This is a genomic window from Vibrio sp. UCD-FRSSP16_30 (assembly GCF_001676025.1).
Classification (GTDB): Bacteria; Pseudomonadota; Gammaproteobacteria; order Enterobacterales; family Vibrionaceae; genus Vibrio.
Genome location: NZ_LZFW01000068.1, coordinates 127,920 through 148,110, shown reverse-complemented (window position 1 = coordinate 148,110; position 20,191 = coordinate 127,920). Strand labels below are relative to the sequence as shown.

Sequence of the window (20,191 nt, the reverse complement as noted above, 5' to 3'; positions counted from 1 at the left end):
ATGTCATCATCTCAAGTAAAGACACCTTCCTCATCAAGTAGCCACTTAAACCGCCGTTTATTCGCATGGAGTTTTAAAGAGATTCGTTTTGGGCAGTTGTGGCCTATTTCGGCTGCGCTAACCTTAATTATTGCCTGTATATTCGCATTATCAGCTCTGGCAGAAAGAATGGAACAGGTCGTGGTTAAGCAAGGTCGCGAGGCGCTTACCGCGGATTTGGTTTTTCGTTCGGCCAGTCCTATTACTGATGCTCTTCAGGCGCCATCCTTAGCACCTGAGGTGAAAAGCGCTTCGATGGTGAGCTTTTCGACCATGGCCTTTAGTGATCAAGACATGCAACTGTTAACAGTCAAAGCGGTGGATGAGGCTTATCCATTGCGCGGTGAATTGATTTTAAACGCAAAGGAAGGGCAAACCTCGCACGTTAGTAAAAACAGTTTGTGGTTAGAAAAGCGCGCGATGTTAGCACTGGATGTTCAGCAAGGTGATGTGGTGTCGTTAGGCGATGCCGACTTTACAGTGAATGGAATGATTGAGCAGCAACCCGGTCTGAATTTCAATCCGTTTCAGCAAATGCCCACAGCCATGATTCACTCTAGTGATATTGAAAAAACGGGAGCCCTACAACTGGGTTCAAGAGTGCGATATCAGCAGTTTTTTATCGGTCCTGAGAGTAAGTTACAGGCCTTAAAAGAGAGTGTTGAACTTTCTGCCAGTGACAGTTGGCGAGATCAAAATAGCCGCAGTCGCACCAATGATATGTTTACTCGTACTACGCAGTATCTTTCTCTGACTGTGGCAATTGTGGTGATCATGGCTGCGACGACTTTAGTGCTCACTTGTCAGCATTACGTCGCCAGTCGCAGACAAACTATTGCCATGTTAAAAAGCATTGGCGCAAATAAACGCTGGATTGGTCGCTGGTTAATGACACAGGTAGCGCTGCTGTTTGTGATTGGCGCGGTGTTTGGCTTGGGAATTGGCTATCTACTTGAAGTACTGTTACGCATCCCTCTGGCCGATCTACTCCCTGATCCTCTGCCAAGTTACGGGGTCACGCCGGCGCTAATTGCCGTGGTCAGTTGCTTACTTATTGGCGTACCAGCGCTGGGCATTCCAATGATCAACTTGCTTAATACTTCTGCAAGTAATGTTTTGCAACCTTCCACACAACGCAACGGCAAAAGCTGGTGGCTTATTCTTGTGCCACTTATTCCTATGCTGATTGCCTATGGTAGCAATACTTTAGTCTGGATTGTGCTTGCTGGGATGGGCGTATTGTTTGTGGTGTTGGCAGGAGTTGCGGTTTTACTGTCGCGACTGATTGGCAAGCTAAAACTGAATCCCGCAATGACTCTTGCGCTAAGCCGACTTAACCGCTCTTCTGTAGCCAGTGGATTGCAATTTGGCGCGCTATCTCTTTCATTAATGTTATTGTCTATTGTGTGGCTAGTCAGAACGGATTTGCTACAAGATTGGCAAACGACTTTGCCAGAAAATGCACCAAATGCGTTTGCGATTAATATTGCTTCTTATGAGATAGAAGGGTATTTGCAAAAGCTGGATGCTGAAAAAATAGAGCGCTCTCAAGCGTTTCCTATCATTCGCGGACGATTAGTTAAAGTCAACGGCATCGATGCAAAGCAAGTTTCAAAGGATAATCAGGATACCGATGCAGTGCGTCGTGAGCTCAACTTAACTTGGGCCAGCACATTGCCTAATTACAATGAGGTGATTGAAGGCCAGTGGGGAAGTGATAATGGCGTGTCTGTTGAATCTGAAGTAGCGGAAGCCCTTAATTTAAAGCTTGGCGATCAACTTGAGTTTTTGATTAGCGGACAGGCGGTAAGCGCTGTGGTGAATAGTATTCGTGAAGTTGAGTGGCGACAGATGAAGCCAAACTTCTATTTTATTTTCTCACCTAAGTACGCCGCACAAATGCCCGGTGCATTTATGGTGTCATATCGAATTGAACCGCAAAATGATGCCATGATACAAAGTTTGTCTGCGCAGTATCCTACGGTAAGTTTGCTCGATATTCGTAAGATGGGCGATAAAATACAAACGATTTTATCGCAAATTGTTTGGTCGATTACGGTTTTGGCTGGATTGGGTGTGGTGGCAGGCTTACTGTTGATATTTACGTTGCTCAGATTAAGCCTTTCTCAAAGACAATTAGAGATTCGTTTATATCGCACCTTGGGGGCGAGTAAAAAGCGTATTTCTTCGACGGTTTGGTGGGAGTACGGGCTTATGTCGTTAATTGCTGGGCTAGTCGCAAGCTTGGGTGCAGAAGCGTGCGTGAGTGGGTTACTTTACTGGGGATTTGACCTGTCAGCTCGTTTTCATCCACAGCTTTGGATTGCTCTACCAGTGGTGACTTTTATCATTTTAGGGCTGGTGGTAAGCAGTCTTATTAAGCAGTTGCTACAACCGGTTAAAAATGGCGCGCTTTAATGCCCATCCTCTATAAAAAAACGCTCTGAATATAGGGAGTTACAGCGTTCACGCATCATGAGCCTAGTTGAGTATTCGAGGTGAACTTTACAAAATTGGATATTATATATTCAATTTTGATCGTTAAATAAGCAAGCAAACAAAATGCGAGAGTGGTTTGTTCATAATCGGTTATCCACACGAATTGTGGATAACTACTTGGATAAGTGTTGAGCATGATTTTTGTGATAGTGCCTTAGCCTTTAGCTATTCAAGGATTGCGAGATATCGTTATTCACAATATCAATATTTCATAAATACATGAGAAACAGGTCAAGATATTTTTTGACAATTTTTACGCTGTGTTTCGGTTATTTCATGAGCTTATTTGTTGCATTGTTTCTTATAAGCGTGATTGAAAAAAATTTAACCACTGCTTGTATCGTTCAAAGCATAGATTGACATCCGCTTTTGCAAATTTAACGATCGTACCCGGCTTAGATTGTGCGATTTTACATAGGTCAAGCCGAGCGACATTGCCTAGTTTAGGGTAGCCGCCAATGGTCTGGCGCTCGCACAGCATAATGATCGGCAGCCCGCTTGGTGGGATTTGTACCGCTCCTAACGAAATACCTTCAGAAATCAGGTGTTCAGTGGGCGTTGTGATGGGTTGCCCCATTAACTGATAGCCCATTTTGTTGCTTTGGGTATCAATGCGATAGGTGTTTGCAAAGACGGCGTGTATGGCATCACTGGTAAATAAGTGCTGTTGAGAACCCAATAAGAGTCGGGCGGTGATTGTTTGGCTAGGCGCAAAGTTTGGAATGTATTGAGGTGCGACACTTATTACTTTCTTTTGATTTAGCTGTTGATTTAGCTGTTGATTTAGCTGTTGATTTAGCTTTTGGTGTAACAGTGGGTTTAGGCTCAGACTTGCCAATCTGCTGTGAATGACATCGCCACTCACCAATCCAGTACCATTATTGCGCAGTCCGCCAAGCTTATCCCTAGCGACTGTTGATCGGCTATTATGATGCATAGGCGCATCAACACCCCCAAGCAATGCAATATAATGGCGCAGCCCGTTACGGGGTAACGTAATGCTCAGGGTTTGCCCTTTATTAACCTTGATACAACGCCATGTCGATATGCAAACCCCATCAATAGCCACTCCATCATTTGCGCCAGTAATCGCAATTAAGCTGTTTTGATTAAAGCTGGCTTCAAAACCGCCCATTGTCACTTCTATGACTGCGCTAGCAAAAGGGTTATTTAACAGCTTATTAGCCCAGTGGTAAGAGTATTCATCGGCCACGCCACCTTGAGTAATACCAAGGTGGGCAAAACCAAAGCGTCCCATATCTTGAATGCTTGTTAACCCGTTAGCTTTGGTTATGGTCAGTAGCGGATTCAAAGCTGTCCTCCTAAGTCCAAGTATTCTCGTTTTGTGATAGCAACAAAGCGCACATGATCTCCGGGATGTAGCAGTGTCATTGATGTCTCTGATTTAGCATTTGGCTCATAAAGGCTTAAGGGTGTCCGACCAATGATGTTCCAACCTCCGGGGCTAGAGGCGGGATAAACTGCGGTTTGTGGTCCTGCAATCGCGATACTGCCTTTAGCGACCGATGGCCTTGGTGAATCTAAGCGAGGCAACTGCAATGCTTTTGGAACATCGGCCATGAAGGCAAAGCCTGCAGAAAAACCTAATGCATACACTTGGTAGATAACGGATGTGTGTATCTGTTGCAGTTGTGATAAACAAAGGTCTTTCTTTTGTTGATAGCGCTTGGCATCTAAGGCAACTTCAGCGCCGTAATAAGCAGGAATTTCGATAACCGGTGCAGTGTGTGTCCTTTCAAATGTTGGTTCACTTGAAGAGACATGCAATGCGTATTGAAGCTGGATTGTGATGTCTTGTATATGAAAATCTAACGGAGCAAATTCCAACAACAAACTGGTGTATGAAGGAACACTGCTTATCGGTTTAGGCGCAAGGTGTTGTTGAATGTATTTCACCACAGCCGCAATGGTGCTTGGTAGCCCGCTATCAATTTGTTCTGCAAATCGAATCAACAGACTGCATTCTCCTATGCGCTCAATGTAAGGATACAAAGCTGGATCTGAGAAAGTCGGGCATTTGTTTACTGGCATAGGGTATTTGTTTACTGGCATAGTGCGTCGATTTGTTGTCTTAATTGCTTGGCAACAGGCAGGGCATTGAGACCGTCACCATGAATACACAAGCTATCAACAGCAAGCGTAATAGTGGTTGGTTGTTGATTTTTCTGCACGGCAGTTGCTTGGTCAATGGTGGGAAATGGAAGATGACAAATAAGCGCTTCGGCCTGCTTTTTAATCTCACTTATTTCTTCAATGATCGCACCGGGTGATTGGCGTGAGGCAAGTTGTTTAGTGGCGGTATAGCGCCTGTCGACAAAGCCTTCATGTATTAAGCTAACTTGTGCATCTTGGGCAAGCTCAATGTAATCAGGATTATCAGTGGCGAGTAACATCAAAGGTAGCTTTAATTTGCTTGCCGCAATAACAACTGCGCGGTAGAGGGTGATGTCTTTCATCATGTCGTTATAAAGCGCGCCATGGGGCTTTATGTATTGCACTTGTGTATCGTGTAGACGGCAAATCCCTTGCAATGCCCCAACCTGATATAGAATTAGGTGGGTGATTTGCTCACTTGTGTGAGCAATACTGCGTCGTCCAAATCCTTGTAAGTCGGCATAGGCTGGATGCGCACCGATGGCTACATTATGTTTTTTAGCCAGAGCAACCGTTGCAGACATAGTATCGGGTTCAGAGGCGTGAAATCCACAGGCAATATTGGCCATATCGATGTAGGGCATAATTTGCGCGTCGTTTCCCTTATTCCATGATGAAAAACTCTCACCCATGTCACAGTTGATCTTCATTCTGTCCTTCTTTAACCATGCTCTGGCTTATGTCCATTGTCTTTATTCAAATATAAGCCATTCACTTTATTTGGATAGGCTCTATGAGTTTATTTTGTGAACTTGCGATGAAAGCAAACGCCTCACGAGGTACATCGTTCAAAGTTAGGTTAAAATAAGGTAATATTATTTCTCAAATTTTCCCTTGGTGATTCTCATGAAAGTACTTGTTACCGGAGGTATGGGCTATATTGGTAGCCATACTTGCATTCAACTTCTAGAAGCAGGTATGACCCCTGTAATCTTTGACAACCTTTACAACAGTAAACAAAGTGTCAATCAACGCATTCGCTTAGTGACAGGACAAAACGTCGACTTTGTACAAGGTGACGTTCGTGATAAAGCGGCTTTAGTTAAAGTGATGCAGCAGCATGATATTGATTCTGTTATTCATTTTGCAGGCTTAAAAGCGGTGGGTGAGTCGGTTGCAAAACCACTAGAGTATTATGATAACAATGTAAACGGCACACTCGTTTTAGTTGATGCAATGAGAGAGGCTGGCGTTAAAAGCTTAGTCTTTAGTTCATCGGCAACAGTGTATGGTGACCCGCATACCGTACCCATTACCGAAGACTTTCCTACCAGCGCAACCAACCCTTATGGCCGCAGTAAGTTAATGGTTGAAGAGTGCCTTACAGATTTTCAACTGGCGAATCCAGACTGGAGCATCACCTTACTTCGATACTTTAATCCTGTCGGTTCGCACCCAACAGGCCACTTAGGTGAAGATCCGCAAGGTATTCCAAATAACTTGATGCCATTTGTCTCTCAAGTTGCTGTCGGTCGCCGTGAATACTTGTCAGTGTTTGGCGATGATTATCCAACACCAGATGGTACTGGTGTACGTGATTACATTCATGTAATGGATCTTTCTGATGGGCATATTGCGGCATTACAGAAAGTAGGAAGTCAATCTGGTTTGCATATTTTTAATCTTGGAACGGGTAACGGTTCAAGTGTTCTAGATATGGTAAAAGCGTTTGAACAAGCCAGTGGTAAAACGATTGCTTATAAAATAGCCCCTCGCAGACCGGGTGATATTGCGGAATGTTGGGCTGATCCTGCAAAAGCAAAATCTGTGCTTGGATGGGAAGCAACCCGCACATTACAACAAATGACCGAGGATACTTGGCGCTGGCAATCGGAAAATCCGAAGGGTTACCCTGAATAATTCCGAATAAATAAATGTACATTTCCTTACTTGTTGTTACAATTGGTCTGAGAGTACGCTCTTTGACATAACTTTTTGATAACAGGTAGGGAATTATGGAACTAGCGCTAATCGTAGTATTTATTGCTGCTTCAGCCGTTATGGTGACAAAAGAAATTAAAGCAGGAAAATAACTGCGTATTATTTTGCAATAATCCAGTTTTTGTTTATCTTCTTTGATTGCAAAATAATGAAGCCAACTTCTATAAAGTTGGCTTTTTAAGTTTTTAAGATTGAATGTTTAAGTTAAGACGTTAGGTTTACAACGGCAATTCCATTTCAACCACGCCTTCTTCAAAATCAACCTGAGCTGAAAAGCCAAGCTTTTGTGCCAATGTCACCATTCCTTTATTCGAAGGCATAGTCATTCCTACAATCTTTGAGATTCCTTTCTCTTTACAATATTCAATGATCGATTGCATTAAAATACGTCCCAATCCTTGTCCTTTCATATCCGAGCGTATTAGAACCGCAAATTCGGCACTATTAGTGCGAATATCCGTAATGGCTCTGACCACACCTAATATTTCCCCCTGCGCTTCAAGTACTAATGCCATTTCTCGGTCATAATCAATCTGTGTAAGGTTAGCAAGGGCTTGATGATCAAATTCTCCCACATCACTAAAAAAGCGTTTATACAGATCTTCTTTACTGACATTGTTAATGAACTGAGCGTGTAAAGGTTCATCTTCTGGTCGAATAGGGCGTAATAGCACCTGTTGGCTATTTTTGAGAGTGAATATCGATTCAAGTTCTATAGGGTATGGGCGAATCGCCAAAGTTCGGGTACTCATCTCGCCAAGTGTCATCGCGATAGGGCTTACGTGGCAGTGCTGAGATGAATTGAACATCCCTTCAAGGTGCATTGCCTGGATCGTTGGCTGATCGACGATGATCTGTGAGAATCGAACTAATGTTTGTGTTAAAGAGTCAAATTGAGTTGCTGATAGAGGCGAGAGTTTGGCACGCTTCAATGTTTTCTTAATCAGCAGTTGAGCCAGTTTTTCATTCAGAGGAGGAAAGCCTGCTGCGTAATTTTGGTCGTTAATTTCGCCTTTTTGGCCTAATAAAATGACTGGGCCAAATGTGTTATCACATTGCATGTGAAGCGTAAGATCAAGGTGACTGACTTCAGCTGTAGGGATGTGGTAACAATTAAGAAGCTCGGAGACTTTACTTAATGGCAATGCGTTAGCTACCCGTTGCGAGAGAATCTGTTGTGCTTTTAAGCCAGCTTGAGTCATGTGCTCAATAGACAGCGGGGTTTCCATTAATTGTACTTGGCTGGCACGATAGCGAACTAAATGCATGAACGCCATTACGCTACTTTCTGGGGTGCGATAAGTGGGAATACCGTGTTTTGAAAACAGATGACGGGATTGTTTTGCTGAGGTTTCGCCAAGCCAGTTGGTCAATAAATTCACGCGGCGTCGGTTAGGGTGTTTATGGTAGATATCCAGTATTTTGTTGGCAGTATCGAGCGGATCAGAAATAGCAGAGGGGCTGAACATAATCAGAATCGCGTCCATCTCTTTGCTGTCTAATAATAATTCAAAGGTACGCAGTAATTTTTGGCTTTGAGTATCACCAGATAAATCAATTGGGTTTATGATGCATTCTTTGGAGATACGGGTGAGTTTTTCGATTGTTTGTGCGGAAAACTCAGCAAGTTTGCCCCCTAGATGTTGCAACACGTCACTGGCAATCACCGCAGGACCAGAACCGTTACTGATCATCGCCAATCGCTTGCCCTTTAACGGAATAGAGTGAGTCAGGGTTTCTGCGGCAGCAAACAACTCATGCGTTGAATGTACTCTTAATAATCCACACCGCTCAAAAGCGGAATCATAAATAATATTGAGGGATTTACTGCCACCGTGATGCAGCATCGACAGTTCTTTACCCACAGTCGATCGTGCGCCTTTTAAGACCAATACTCGCTTATTGCGCGCCGCCGCGCGGGCTGCGGACATAAAGCGCCTCGCATCTTGAATATGCTCAACATACAACAAAATCGCTTCTGTCTTACTGTGCATACTGAGGTAGTCAATGACCTCAGAGACATTAACGTCGGCCATGCTTCCAATAGAGACAAATGCTGAAAATCCTATTTGTTTGTCATTGGCCCAGTCTAAAACAGTGGTGGCAATCGCGCCGGATTGAGAGATAAACGCAATTTTTCCCGGCAGAATGTCCACCGGTGATAGTGAAGCATTCATATTGGCCCAAGGCATACTAATACCCAAGCTATTAGGGCCAATCATTCTGATATTGTAACGCTTCGCCAGTTCTTTGATTTTGCATGACTTAGCTTCATCAAATAATGAATTGGCGATTAAGATTGCAGCACGTACTCCCTTGTTATCTAAGTCGATAAATAGTGCCAAGAGATCGTCACTATCGATGCAAATGATGGCCAGTTCAGGAATCAGAGGTAAAGAGGCAAGATCGGGATAACAAAGAACGCCGGATACCGAAGTATGTTTAGGGTTAACTGGTAATACAGTGCCGTTAAAGCTTGAGCGAAGCAGGTTATCAACCATCACTTTGCCCGATGACATAGGTCGATTGGATGCCCCAATAATGGCAATCGCAGTGGGGTTAAATAACGAATCCATTGGGCTCATATGCAACCTTTTAATCGTGAAGTATCGTTCTAATTTTAAAGCGGTTTATACCTTGAGTGTGACAATTTTAACCAGTTTGTATGATAATGGGTAAAAACTGAGTCTTTGATCACGCCCAATTGCAATTAGCACAAGGCTTTACTTGATTATAGAATCGATGATGGGCATCATTTTGCTAACTACTAGGGAAAGAGTATTAAAATGAAAAAGACGGCAATCGTTTCACTGGCGTTATTAGTCACTGCATGCAGTTCAAATGAGTATGATACCGACATTAAATCGGAGAGTTATCAAGAAAACTATCAAACAACTCAAGCAGAGGTCGATGCTCAGAACCCGCAAATTAACGAACAGGATGTGGCTATTGTAGAAGAGCCTGCACCGGTACAAGAATCAGATGTCGTGCAAACTAATCAACAACCTGCACAAGTGACTTCTGCAGCTGTTGAGACAACTGACACTACTGCTACTAATACCGATGCCAATAACAATGCCAATGCTACAGCGAAAGTAGCAAGCACTGATGTTAAGCAAGATACAGCAGCGCCAACCAAAGGGTTTTCTATTCAGTTAGCCACTTTATCGACGCAAGAAAAAGCCAGTGCCTTTGCTAAATCACTTATGGTGGACTCAGCGGTATGGATCCAGAGTAAAAGCATCAATGATAAGCCGGTATATTCGGTGTTAATGGGTGATTTTGAAGATTACGATGAAGCGAAAGCTGCCGTGGCCTCATTACCTGAAGCGTTGCAAAAACTACAGCCGTTTGTAAAGAATTTTACTGACAAAGAATTGGCAGAAGCGGATCGCTTTCAGCTGTTAAAATAATTACGAATACGATTTATTGGGTTTATCAAGATGTCGAACATTAATATCCTTTTGCTTTGCGGTGGCGGTTCTTCCGAGCATGAGGTGTCTTTAGTTTCTGCTGACTATGTTCAGCAACAACTAGAACTAACCACTGATTTCAATGTTATACGCGTTGAAATCATCAACAATTCATGGCTAACACACGCTAAAAATGAGTGTTATTTAGATATTCACTCAGGAGAGTTGGTCGAAGGCTCAAATCGCTATAACCTCGACTATATAGTGCCTTGTATTCATGGTTATCCGGGTGAAACAGGTGATATTCAGTCTATGTTTGAGTTGGCTGGTATTCCTTATTTTGGCTGTGGCGCGGAAGCAAGTAGCAATAGCTTTAATAAAATCACGTCAAAATTGTGGTACGACGCAATTGGTGTAGAAAATACGCCGTATTTGTTCCTGACCGAAAATGACGACTCTAGTCTTACTCAAGTTCATGAAGCGTTTAATCGCTGGGGTAGCTTGTTTGTGAAAGCGGCGCGACAGGGTTCATCAGTTGGTTGTTACAAGGTCACAGAATCGAAAGATATTGAAACTGCAGTTAGTGATGCGTTTGGTTACTCAGAGCAAGTGCTAATTGAAAAAGCAGTAAAACCAAGAGAGCTTGAAGTCGCGGCGTATCAATATGAAGGGCAGCTTTATATTACTGCTCCCGGAGAGGTGATTGCCCCGTCAGATAAGTTCTACTCTTATGAAGAGAAATACAGTCAAGATAGTCATTCGACTACTGAGATTGTCGCGAAAGATTTAACTGAACTTCAATTACAAAAAATTCACCAGTACTCACATAAAGTGTTTGTACAAATGGGTCTTAAAGATCTATCAAGAATTGATTTCTTTTTAACTGAAGATGGTGAAATCTATTTAAACGAGGTCAACACATTCCCTGGTATGACCCCGATCTCAATGTTCCCTAAAATGTTGAGCAACAATGGCCACAGCTTCTCTAAATACTTAGCGCAAGCGGTTAAGTTAGCCATTTAATCCCAAGGTTTTATGACCTTAAATTTGAGCCTTTCATTGTCTGCCAATTCCTGTTTACCTAGGTATTGAGCAGGCATAGCAGGGCTTAACCAACGACCAAAATCGGTTATTCCTTTCACGTCATATCCTTGCTTCGCTAATTCTTTAGCCGCGCCCACTCGAGCAGATTGCCCTGACAGTTGCAGACTAAGACCCAGTTGTGTTTCGGTTGCTCGAAATACTCGATAAATGGACGAGGCATCTAATGCGTCATCGCCAATATTGCCATGTCGGTCAATGCGTCGAAATACTGGGCCTAAATGATCAGGCACCATTAAAATCCAGCGCTTTACAATTTCACTGGTTGGTTGAGAAAGTTGGTAGTGACCGTCGTTGATGTTTATTTGAATAGCTTCGTTATCAAGTACATCAAATTGCAATTGATAGAAACAAAGCGTGCGTAATTCGCTACGTTTCATCGCACATTCAAACATTACTGACAGTATTGCGGCATCTCTTAGTTGTTTTAAAGTACTTTCCGAATCCAACTGTTGTTGTATTTGATGTAGGTGTGATGAGTTAAAGGCTTGCGCTTGTTTGGCATCGCCACGTTTATCTATCCTCAGTTGCGCAAGCAGCATCTTGGTTTGTCTATGATTGCAGGGATCCGTAAATTCATGAAATCGATGCACCAAGCCGATAGTGATGGCCATTCTTTTTAGAGTTGAGTACTTACGGCTTTCACTTTGTTTCTCGATAAATAATCGAACGGCGGTAGTCGAACCAGGTAAAGACGCCACTTTACGTCTCTGACAAAATTCGACGAAATGATTCCAGTCATTAAACATTGATAACAAAGAGTTATGACTATATTGATTGTGAGTCAAGCTATCGAACTGATCGATAGTGACTTTTTGATTAAAACGATCACAGCTTTGCTGCTTTAGTTTTATATCGGTAATGGGGATACACTTTTTACGCATTGGCGCACTATAACTAAAGGTGATGTAACATTTATAATAGTATCTAACAGTTTGATTGAAAAGCAGAAGTTGATTTGATTGCAGCATAAACCTACAAACCGTTATTAACCTTAATTAAGTTCAATGGTAAAATAAGCAGATTATTGCATTTAGATAGGGCCGAATTATGTCTTTGGTATATTCAACAGAAGTAGGGCGTATCAAGCCTGAAGAAACAAAAGTAGAACGCGTCAAAGGTGATGGCGTTGTCCGTATTCAACGTCAAACTAAAGGTCGTAAAGGCAAAGGCGTTTGTTTAGTCACAGGTCTAGATTTAGACGATGTAGGACTGAAATTGATGGCCGCAGAGCTGAAAAAAGTATGTGGTTGCGGCGGCGCTGTAAAAGACGGTGTTATCGAAATCCAAGGTGATAACCGTGACAAGATAAAAGTGTATTTAGAAAAGAAAGGCCATACCGTTAAACTTGCTGGCGGTTAACATTACTTAGGATAATGAAAGGTGTGCTGTATTGGTTTGCTTGTCTTTATCCTTTATTAATTACGCTATAACGCACTATAACTAATTATGTGGAAATCAATATACTACATCAATCTACCTAAATTTATACCCAAAAGATTCTGCAAATGACTAGTCAATACAAAGCGTTAGGCGTAAGCTGAAAATTACATATCTAAATCAACCAGATAACTTAATTTTACTTAAGGAACTCAAAATTATGATTGTAATCTATGGCATTAAACAGCACCTAAATCCAATCAAGCACAAACTTTCCAACGTTATTCAACAGTCAATGGGCCAAGCACTAGGTATGCCCGAAGACAAACGAGCTCATCGCTTTATCCAATGGATAAAGAAGATTTCTATTACCCAGGCGGACGAACTGATTCGTATACCGTTATCGAAATCAATATGATGGAAGGACGACAAATTGAGACTAAGAAAAAGCTCATCAAGACCTTATTTACAGAGATCGAAACTCAACTAGGAATTTTACCCATAGATGTAGAAATCACAATCAAAGAACAGCCAGCCCATTGCTGGGGCTTCAGAGGCATGAGTGGTGATGAAGCCAGAGATTTGAAATATAAGGTAGAAGTGTAATCCTAAAAGGCTATCAGGTTTTAAACTAACATATCGTCGACTTAACCTGAGTTATCGTCAAGCATCCTGATTAGTAAAACGCTTTACTCAGTTCGGTGCTAGCGGTTTACTTTCACAACATACGGTATACAGAATCGTTGTTAATATGGAAATACCTTTAAAGATGGTTCGCTTTACATAGTCTACAAACTAATAGAGCGAAAAGAGTAGTGTACGTAAGTAATAGCATGCTTATAATAGTTTCAATAAACCCTATTTAACATAACATTGATTATGCGCACTTAGGTTGTAAGTCCCATTTAGAAATGTCCGGGTTTAACCAAGTTGAAATCTCTCCATATTGGCACTATTTTATTTGTCGTTACATCGATTATTGCTGCTCCTGATTTTGCCTAGCAACATTTAGTTAGGTTCTAACGCTTACAGCGTCTCTTTAAATCAAGCTAATTTGGTTCGCTTGATTATGTTCTGTGTATTTCCATCTGCAAAATTAAAGACGGCATACTTATCTGTTTGTGCTTTAAAATTCTGGCAATTGTTCCATATCACAGTTTAAGCAATTCTTTATTGAGATTGACATACCTCAAAGCAAGCCATTGCATTTTGTGTAATTGAGACTATCTACGTACAAATTGGTACTTTAATTATTCATCTAGAATAGAAAACCATCAATTTTTAACAAAAGCAATATTCTGACAATTAACAGTTCGGATAACCCGATCTCTCACCTCAGTAAAGCTTATGCAATTGCACTCATGCAAATGAAAATCATTACTAATAAAGAAACTACTGCTTACATTTATTGGTTATTAGCAATATTTTTTTTATGCTAAAAACGTTTGTGAAACACAGATAATTATAATTAACCCTCACACCAAACAGGTATTTTTAATGACAAAAAATCTATTTCTCGGAACGATATTGGTTACCAGTTTTGCTGCATTTGCAGGCAACGAAGTTGTTAGCGATCAAGTAGTTGCAGATCAACGTGCTAATTTAGCGGCCAATACCGATGGCAAAGGATTTGGTCCACAATCACCTCGTGACATTGATGATTTAAACGGAAAAAACCAACGCACTTTTGGTATCGCTCCTGCTTATCAAGAAATGAACTTATGTAACATTCATTTCCATAAAAACGCTGAACATAGAGGCGGAGAATTTACCGCTTATGCTGGAAATGGTAACGGCAAAGGCTTTCAAACGGGTTACCGATACAATGGCACTTTAACTGAAGATGAGCTTAAAGAATTCAAACATAAAGAATTAAGTTCTGGTGATACCATCGAAGTGCATTACGTGCATACCAGCGCTCAAGTGACACCTGGGGCAACTCTAGGTTCTTGTTTATCTGAGTCGTTAATGAATCCTCAACTTCGTGTAGAAACGCAAGTTTATGTTCTTGTTAATGACAGTGACTCTTTAGATTTTGCAGAGCTAGCTGAATATAAACAAGTGAATGGCTACTACCAAGCAACTAACATTCCTAATTATACTGGCAAGCCTTTAGAGTACGCAGGTTCAACAACCGGTCCTGGTTATAATGAACAAGGCTCTCCGCTGCAAGTGACTTGGAGTGTAAGACCAAGAGTTGCAAAGGTTGATATCGCTTCAGTTGCAAAATGGCTTGAAGGAAATGACTTTAAAGAAGACCACGCTCATGGTGTTCGTAATTTAGTGGTTAACCCAGACTTGTTATCAACTGGCCATCAATAACGCTACACTCACTAAATGAGCTGCGTCATTTACTAAGCTGAGATACAAGTTCAGTTAATGTCACATAAAACGGCGATTGTTGTATGTTTTGTTTATCACAAGACATTCTGAAGCAGTCGCCGTTTTCACATCTAAAACATTCGTAATTAGTAGCACCTATCCACTATCAGCCCCGCTTAACTGACCGACAATAAGTGACCGTATCACGTATTAAAAATATCGTTCAATCAAAAAATCACGATGGTCTATCTAGGTATTTGAACTCACTTTGACCATTGATTACCGCAGGCTCTACGTAATATCTCCAGAGATAACATAATAACTTAACCAATTTAGGTAACTGTAAGTTACTTTCAGGCTAATGGCTCACCATTATGGCACTAAGTACAGCAAGATACTGATTTTAAATAAAAAGAACCGCTTTACATACAGAATAAGCTCATGAGTTAATTGAAAATATTGATGAGAATTGAACTTTAAGTATGTCTAAATCACCTAAAGGCAAGTTAGTTATAGTGCGTTAGATGTGTAAAACCAAGAGCTTACTGCTCTTGACCTTTATTGAACTCATCACGTATTTCTTGAGCAATGATTTTAATTGCTTCAGCGGTACTGACACCTTGAGCCATCAATACTTGAATACGCTCTACGGCTTTTTGTTGCTCTTCATGTGTTAGTGGTGGTAAATCATCAAACATATCGGTTCCTAGTCGTTGTTCCCTACTCTTCAGTAAAATCGATGGTTTTACTAATCGTACGTTTATCTTTAAATAAGATTGGGCCCTGCCACTGCGATTGTGTCATCGATACACTGACAACATAACGATCTGGTGGTAGCGCATTGCTCGGCAGTCTAACAGGATAATTAGACTCATACGACTTATTCCAGACAGTGTTGTATTTACCATCTTGGTAATCGTAGACCGTTACTTTTTGCACTGGCAATGGGCAATATCGATTTAGTAAGCGTTTTTTATCGACTATCCAACTATCTTTAGAATCCCATCGCACTACGTGAACCGGATCGGCATCGCTCATAATCAGCCAATGAGTCCAACTATGCTGATTTGTATCTTCCAGTTGTAATTGATACAAACCAGATTTAAGCGGCTTGCTTAAGCTATAGGTTGCTTCTGTGTACTGTAATGTACGTTTGTCATCTGTTGTCGTTTCGTAAGAACGCTGCTCAATAACATTTTGAGAAATGATGCTATCAGGCCATCCAATCAACTTAACCGAGACCAAACGATTATCGGTTAAAAAGCTCAACATCAGTTTATTAGATAGGCGCCCTGGTCTTTGAACTGATATTTTCTCAATAGAAACAGAGTCGACCCAATTTGGCAATCCTTCAGCAGTAAGACTCTTTCCACAATCTTGTTCAGTTGCCTGCTTTAACAAAGCATCTAAATGTAAATGCAAATTATCGGTCGATTCTTGCTGCCAAACCTGAACCATAATCTCAAACATGCCATTGAGATCATCTTCTAACAACTTTTGGTGCATTCTGGTAACGATATTATTTTCTTCAAACCATTGCGCATTAGCTGCAATCGGTGCAGCTAACGGAATGAGTAATAATGTCGTTAGAAACGGTTTCATTAGCTTTTCATCTTGTAGCCAACACCGCGCAGTGTTTCGATATCAATACCGGATAACTTCTGGCGTAATTGCAGTACATGGGTATCAACGGTACGTGTTGTTGGGAAGTGGTTGTAACCCCATACATGATCAAGCAATTCATCACGAGTGAAGACACGCCCAAGGTTACTCGCTAAGAACATTAATAAATCGAACTCAGTGCGCGTTAACGAGATACTTTCGTCATGATAAAAAACTTCACGAGTGGCTTTATCAATTACCAAGCTATCAGTAATCACTTTAGAGTCGTCATTTTGCGAGTCATCATCTGAGACTCTCAAATTTGCTCGAATACGCGCAAACAACTCAGCTTCAGCAAACGGTTTTGTTAAGTAATCATTTGCGCCAGCATCAAGCCCTGAGACTTTGTCTTTAACTGTCACCAATGCAGTTAACAAGATAACCGGTACTGACTTGATTTCTTTCCATTCCGCTAGCTTGGAAATTGAATCGCCGTCAGGAAGTTGTCTGTCTAGAATAACTAAATCAGCTTTTTCCCATAAATTCGCAGTATCAGCAATTGTCTCTGAATGTAGGCAGTTATAACCGGCTTGCTCTAGGCTAACCAATAGACCATCAGCTAAATTTTTATCATCTTCAACGAGCAGCAGTGTTTGTTCCACAAGGAATCTCCATTACAAATTTAGTAGGCGGACCAACAAGTTTCATGTTACCACCCATTCTTCCCACCATAGATTCCACTATGGTCAAGCCTAAGCCCAACCCAGCTTTACTGACAAAAGGTTTACGTAAATGCTTCCAATCTTTAGCACTTAATTGCCCTTCGTCTTGAACCTCAATGGTGAGTTTATTATTACTTCGATGTACGCAAAGTTTGACTTCGCCTACCCCATATTTAATTGCATTATTAACTAAGTTATCGATACAGGTTCCAAGCCAATAAATATTAACTTGAGCCTCAATATCTTTTTCGAGATACAGTACGACATTGCCAGAATAATTTTCGACTTTGTATTCCAACCATTCTTGCATTGAAGGCAAATGCTCTGTGGCTAATGGTTGGTTATCCGACTGCAAATAATCCTTACTCGCTTCTGCAAGTTGACGCAATCGCCTTGAATCCTCACACAAACGTCTAAATTCGTCATAAACAGTCTCTGGAAGACGTTCAAATTCACGCCTAAAGCCTTCTACTGTCATAGCAAGACTGGCAATCGGCGTTCGCAGTTCATGCGTTAATATTTGAAGCACTAACATTCGACTGCGCATCTCTTTGCGTTTACTGTTCCAGCGATATAAAAGCCAACCAATAATTAGGGTGACATTCAATAAAACCAATATATACAGTAAGTTTTTGATTAAATGGCTATCGTCGTGTTGCGTCCAGCAGATATTACCTCTTTCAAAGAAGCACTCGTCAATTTGCGACACGGGAATAAAGCTAAGCTCCGCCTCTTTGGCATTGTGATCAAGAGTGGCAATATCAAATACGAAGTAACTGTCGCCTTTACGAAGCCAAAACTCATTTTCTTGTATGAACATCGGTGCGCCAGATAATAATGATGCAATCCCATCACTGTGCATCACTTGCAAGCGACCTAGCAATGTACCTGGATCTGCAAGCTTTCTTTCGTTGATGTGCATATAAGGTTGCAACTCAGCAAAGCGCTCTGGATGAGCCTTAACGTATCTTGCTGCGTACGTACCACCGCCGGGATGAATCGGATTGGAACGTGCAAACCATTTAAGTGGTAGTTTGGTTCCTCGGCACATGGCTCTTGTGAAGACTAATGGTTCGGTAACCGCAGGGCTTAAAGGTAATTTACCTTTACACTTTTGCTCTAATCGGTAGAGAAGCTGCAAATCTTTTAAAGGGTACTTACTGCTTTGAGGCAACATAGAGTTTGGGTCAATCAAAGCCGTTGGAAAATCAGCTTGAATCACCTGCATGTCGTAGACATCTTTCGCTTCTTTGAATACAAATAAGCTCACCAAAGAGTCTAATCTTTGGGGAAGAGTTTTTGCCGCCAGCACTGGGCTAATGGACAATAAGCTTATGAATAAAAGTAAAGTTCTCAAAGAGTACAACGTGTTTTAACTCGAATGCGATTACTATACTCCCATTCAGGTTTTCATTCCAAACCGTACAGCATTTTTGACAGCGAAATGACAGATCTCATAACAAATTGGCAATAGCCTAACCCCCATGTCAACTAACTGTTATGGAACTCACTTTAATTGCATCTTTTGCTTAACAAATAGACATAAAAAAATCCGATGAACAACGTTCATCGGATTTTTATGATTGTGAAAGATTCAACAAATCAAAATAGTGTTACTACAAGTTTTCGGATATTTTCATACACGAGTCTTTAGCATCACCAAACAGCATTGTTGAGTTCTCTTTAAAGAACAGTGGGTTTTGCACGCCGGCATAACCTGGGTTCATTGAACGTTTAAATACCACCACGTTTTGTGCATGCCACACTTCAAGTACTGGCATACCCGCAATTGGACTTGATGGATCATCAAGCGCCGCTGGGTTAACGGTATCGTTCGCGCCAATAACTAAAACCGTATCCGTTTCGGCAAAATCATCATTGATTTCGTCCATCTCAAGTACGATGTCGTAAGGCACTTTTGCTTCTGCAAGCAATACGTTCATGTGGCCTGGTAAACGACCCGCGACCGGGTGAATACCAAAGCGAACCTTGATACCTTGCGCACGAAGTTTTTCAGTGATCTCGCGTACAGGATACTGAGCTTGAGCAACCGCCATACCATATCCTGGAGTGATGATGACAGATTTAGAGTTCTTCAGCATTTCTGCCACTTCTTCAGCGCTCGACTCGGTATGTTCGCCCTGCTCTTCATCTGAGGATGAAACTGATACTTCCTGTCCAAAACCACCGGCAATAACGCTAATAAACGAGCGATTCATTGCTTTACACATGATGTAGGATAGGATTGCGCCAGAAGAACCAACCAGTGCACCAGTGACAATCAATAGATCGTTAGCAAGCATAAAGCCTGCAGCCGCCGCTGCCCAACCTGAGTATGAGTTCAGCATTGACACCACCACTGGCATATCTGCGCCACCAATTGATGCCACCAAATGATAACCAAAAGCAAACGCAATCAATGTCATCAAGAATAATGGAAGCAACGCTCCATCACCGCCTAGATACCATTTCATCAAAAATGCCGACACAACGAGAGCTGCGAGGTTCAACTTATGTTTATGAGGTAAATTCAGCGATGACGATGAAATAATGCCTCGAAGCTTACCAAAAGCAACAATAGAACCGGTAAATGTCACCGCGCCAATAAATACACCAAGATAAACTTCAACAAGGTGAATCATGTGCTCGGCGTGTGTCACCAATACTGGTGCATCAATCAGACTGTTATAACCGACAAGAACGGCGGCCATACCAACAAAGCTGTGCAATATAGCCACTAGCTCTGGCATTTCGGTCATTTCTACTTTTTTAGCAAAATGAATACCGATGCCACCACCAATCACCATAGCAAGCAAGATCCAAGCAACACCGCTTGAATGTGGACCTAAAATAGTCGCAAGTAAGGCAATAGCCATACCCGCAATACCGTAGTAGTTACCTGAGCGAGCCGTCTCTTGCTTTGAAAGACCAGCCAAACTCATAATAAAGAACACAGCAGCAATAATGTATGCCGCTTGTACTAATCCTGCAGACATT

At 41.7% G+C, this 20,191-nt stretch carries 16 protein-coding genes and 1 pseudogene; 7 read left to right on the top strand and 10 right to left on the bottom strand.

Features of this window, described 5'->3' with window-relative positions:
• Positions 1-2,457 (top strand): ABC transporter permease, encoded by a 2,457-nt coding sequence (locus A9260_RS14955; RefSeq protein WP_068700342.1) that lies wholly within the window; start codon positions 1-3, stop codon positions 2,455-2,457.
• A gap of 382 nt (positions 2,458-2,839) precedes the next feature.
• Here the strand turns inward: A9260_RS14955 and A9260_RS14950 are convergent, their stop codons facing one another.
• The 3 genes from A9260_RS14950 to A9260_RS14940 are packed head-to-tail and all read right to left on the bottom strand — an operon-like array spanning position 2,840 to position 5,363.
• The gene (locus tag A9260_RS14950) at positions 2,840-3,850 is read right to left on the bottom strand and encodes a biotin-dependent carboxyltransferase family protein (RefSeq protein WP_068700340.1); all 1,011 of its coding nucleotides are present in this window, start codon (positions 3,848-3,850) and stop codon (positions 2,840-2,842) included.
• On the bottom strand, positions 3,847-4,611 hold the full coding sequence (locus A9260_RS14945) for a 5-oxoprolinase subunit B family protein (protein WP_231892608.1): 765 nt from the start codon (positions 4,609-4,611) through the stop codon (positions 3,847-3,849). The genes A9260_RS14950 and A9260_RS14945 overlap by 4 nt, the downstream gene beginning before the upstream one ends.
• Positions 4,602-5,363 carry a 5-oxoprolinase subunit PxpA gene (locus tag A9260_RS14940; protein ID WP_068700338.1) on the bottom strand — a complete coding sequence of 254 codons (762 nt, stop codon included), beginning with the start codon at positions 5,361-5,363 and terminating at the stop codon, positions 4,602-4,604. The genes A9260_RS14945 and A9260_RS14940 overlap by 10 nt, the downstream gene beginning before the upstream one ends.
• 196 nt (positions 5,364-5,559) lie before the next feature.
• On the opposite strand from A9260_RS14940, the gene galE reads away from it, so the two are divergent.
• Positions 5,560-6,573, top strand: a complete 1,014-nt coding sequence (gene galE, locus A9260_RS14935; protein WP_068700336.1) for a UDP-glucose 4-epimerase GalE — start codon at positions 5,560-5,562, stop codon at positions 6,571-6,573.
• A 299-nt stretch (positions 6,574-6,872) separates the two neighbouring features.
• Here the strand turns inward: galE and A9260_RS14930 are convergent, their stop codons facing one another.
• Positions 6,873-9,239 (bottom strand): bifunctional acetate--CoA ligase family protein/GNAT family N-acetyltransferase, encoded by a 2,367-nt coding sequence (locus A9260_RS14930; protein WP_068700333.1) that lies wholly within the window; start codon positions 9,237-9,239, stop codon positions 6,873-6,875.
• 201 nt (positions 9,240-9,440) lie between these two features.
• Between A9260_RS14930 and A9260_RS14925 the strand changes: the two genes are divergently transcribed.
• A complete protein-coding gene (locus tag A9260_RS14925) occupies positions 9,441-10,067 on the top strand; it encodes an SPOR domain-containing protein (RefSeq protein WP_068700331.1) in 627 nt (208 codons plus the stop codon).
• A 30-nt stretch (positions 10,068-10,097) separates the two neighbouring features.
• The gene (locus A9260_RS14920) at positions 10,098-11,090 is read left to right on the top strand and encodes a D-alanine--D-alanine ligase (protein WP_068700329.1); all 993 of its coding nucleotides are present in this window, start codon (positions 10,098-10,100) and stop codon (positions 11,088-11,090) included.
• Here the strand turns inward: A9260_RS14920 and A9260_RS14915 are convergent.
• Entirely contained in the window at positions 11,087-12,052 is a 966-nt protein-coding gene (locus tag A9260_RS14915; RefSeq protein WP_068700326.1) for a tyrosine-type recombinase/integrase, read from the bottom strand. The genes A9260_RS14920 and A9260_RS14915 overlap by 4 nt on opposite strands.
• A gap of 166 nt (positions 12,053-12,218) precedes the next feature.
• On the opposite strand from A9260_RS14915, the gene yciH reads away from it, so the two are divergent.
• The 3 genes and pseudogenes from yciH to A9260_RS14900 all read left to right on the top strand — a co-directional run bounded on the left by yciH (position 12,219) and on the right by A9260_RS14900 (position 14,870).
• The gene (yciH, locus tag A9260_RS14910; protein WP_068700324.1) at positions 12,219-12,530 is read left to right on the top strand and encodes a stress response translation initiation inhibitor YciH; all 312 of its coding nucleotides are present in this window, start codon (positions 12,219-12,221) and stop codon (positions 12,528-12,530) included.
• A 238-nt stretch (positions 12,531-12,768) separates the two neighbouring features.
• Positions 12,769-13,154 (top strand): annotated as a pseudogene (locus A9260_RS14905) (tautomerase family protein).
• An 891-nt stretch (positions 13,155-14,045) separates the two neighbouring features.
• Positions 14,046-14,870, top strand: a complete 825-nt coding sequence (locus A9260_RS14900; RefSeq protein ID WP_068700322.1) for a delta-class carbonic anhydrase — start codon at positions 14,046-14,048, stop codon at positions 14,868-14,870.
• Positions 14,871-15,412: 542 nt separating this feature from the next.
• On the opposite strand, the gene A9260_RS16845 is transcribed toward A9260_RS14900, so the two are convergent.
• The 5 genes from A9260_RS16845 to pntB form a co-directional block, all read right to left on the bottom strand.
• Positions 15,413-15,568, bottom strand: coding sequence for a YoaH family protein (locus tag A9260_RS16845; RefSeq protein ID WP_082957140.1), 156 nt, complete (start codon positions 15,566-15,568; stop codon positions 15,413-15,415).
• Positions 15,569-15,590: 22 nt separating this feature from the next.
• On the bottom strand, positions 15,591-16,472 hold the full coding sequence (locus A9260_RS14895; protein WP_068700320.1) for a DUF2861 family protein: 882 nt from the start codon (positions 16,470-16,472) through the stop codon (positions 15,591-15,593).
• Positions 16,472-17,134, bottom strand: coding sequence for a response regulator transcription factor VxrB (vxrB, locus tag A9260_RS14890; protein WP_068700318.1), 663 nt, complete (start codon positions 17,132-17,134; stop codon positions 16,472-16,474). Before vxrB ends, A9260_RS14895 begins: the two co-directional genes overlap by 1 nt.
• Positions 17,109-18,560: a sensor histidine kinase VxrA gene (gene vxrA / locus A9260_RS14885; RefSeq protein ID WP_068700316.1), complete on the bottom strand. Its 1,452-nt coding sequence runs from the start codon at positions 18,558-18,560 to the stop codon at positions 17,109-17,111. Before vxrA ends, vxrB begins: the two co-directional genes overlap by 26 nt.
• A gap of 250 nt (positions 18,561-18,810) precedes the next feature.
• On the bottom strand, positions 18,811-20,190 hold the full coding sequence (gene pntB, locus A9260_RS14880) for a Re/Si-specific NAD(P)(+) transhydrogenase subunit beta (RefSeq protein ID WP_068700314.1): 1,380 nt from the start codon (positions 20,188-20,190) through the stop codon (positions 18,811-18,813).
• Position 20,191 lies beyond the last annotated feature (1 nt).

Excerpts from the sequence above, each read along its gene's own strand:
- A9260_RS14955 (WP_068700342.1), top strand. The coding sequence starts at position 1 with ATGTCATCATCTCAAGTAAAGACACCTTCCTCATCAAGTAGCCACTTA.
- A9260_RS16845 (WP_082957140.1), bottom strand. The coding sequence starts at position 15,568 with ATGTTTGATGATTTACCACCACTAACACATGAAGAGCAACAAAAAGCC.
- yciH (WP_068700324.1), top strand. The coding sequence starts at position 12,219 with ATGTCTTTGGTATATTCAACAGAAGTAGGGCGTATCAAGCCTGAAGAA.
- A9260_RS14930 (WP_068700333.1), bottom strand. The coding sequence starts at position 9,239 with ATGAGCCCAATGGATTCGTTATTTAACCCCACTGCGATTGCCATTATT.
- A9260_RS14945 (WP_231892608.1), bottom strand. The coding sequence starts at position 4,611 with ATGCCAGTAAACAAATACCCTATGCCAGTAAACAAATGCCCGACTTTC.
- A9260_RS14940 (WP_068700338.1), bottom strand. The coding sequence starts at position 5,363 with ATGAAGATCAACTGTGACATGGGTGAGAGTTTTTCATCATGGAATAAG.
- A9260_RS14920 (WP_068700329.1), top strand. The coding sequence starts at position 10,098 with ATGTCGAACATTAATATCCTTTTGCTTTGCGGTGGCGGTTCTTCCGAG.
- A9260_RS14900 (WP_068700322.1), top strand. The coding sequence starts at position 14,046 with ATGACAAAAAATCTATTTCTCGGAACGATATTGGTTACCAGTTTTGCT.
- galE (WP_068700336.1), top strand. The coding sequence starts at position 5,560 with ATGAAAGTACTTGTTACCGGAGGTATGGGCTATATTGGTAGCCATACT.
- A9260_RS14915 (WP_068700326.1), bottom strand. The coding sequence starts at position 12,052 with ATGCGTAAAAAGTGTATCCCCATTACCGATATAAAACTAAAGCAGCAA.
- A9260_RS14895 (WP_068700320.1), bottom strand. The coding sequence starts at position 16,472 with ATGAAACCGTTTCTAACGACATTATTACTCATTCCGTTAGCTGCACCG.
- A9260_RS14925 (WP_068700331.1), top strand. The coding sequence starts at position 9,441 with ATGAAAAAGACGGCAATCGTTTCACTGGCGTTATTAGTCACTGCATGC.
- pntB (WP_068700314.1), bottom strand. The coding sequence starts at position 20,190 with ATGTCTGCAGGATTAGTACAAGCGGCATACATTATTGCTGCTGTGTTC.